The 646-nt window shown below is 80.5% G+C and carries 1 protein-coding gene; it reads right to left on the minus strand.

The annotated features are described in order from the left end of the window. Positions 1 to 646 (minus strand): EamA family transporter (locus ABEB16_RS21640; protein ID WP_345714237.1); only part of this gene is annotated, 646 nt, incomplete at both ends.

Raw genomic sequence — 646 nt, forward strand, 5'->3', positions numbered from 1 at the left:
CGCAGCCCCAGCGCGAGCCCGGCGGCGACCGCGGCGATGCCCGCCCACACCGGCGCCGGGGGGACGGGGCCGCCGAGCAGCACCCCGCTGAGGGCCGCGGAGACGGGCGCCAGGCCGGTGAGCAGCCCGGCGCGCCCGGCCCCGAGGGTGCGCACGCCGGAGTACCAGAGCACGAACGCGACGGCGGTGACGGCCACGGCGAGGTAGGCCGTGGCGGCGAGGTGGCCGGGCTGCAGCAGCCGGCCGGCGGGCACGGCGTCCACCCCGCAGAGGGCGGCGGCACCGAAGGCGGCCGCGGCCAGCCACGTCGTGTGCACGGAGACGCCCCAGGGGCCCAGCCGCTGCAGCACCGGCACGGCGAGCAGGGTGAAGCCGACCTCGCAGAGCAGCACCACGACGGCCAGCGCCAGGCCGGTGGCGTCGCTGCGGCCGGTGCCCTGCACGAGCGCGGCGCCGGCGGTGACGACGAGCGCGGCCGCCAGCGTCGCGGGGTGGGGGCGCCGGCCCTCCAGCAGCGGGCCGGCCAGCGCCAGGACGAGCGGCACGGAGGCCACGGCCACCCCGAACACGGCGGGCTCGGCGTGGGCGGCGCCCCGCACGAGGGCGACGTTGAACAGGACGAGACCGGTGGCGGTCACGGCCGCCA

The sequence above is a fragment of the Kineococcus glutinatus genome (genome assembly GCF_039542765.1).
GTDB classification, from domain to species: Bacteria; Actinomycetota; Actinomycetes; order Actinomycetales; family Kineococcaceae; genus Kineococcus_A; species Kineococcus_A glutinatus.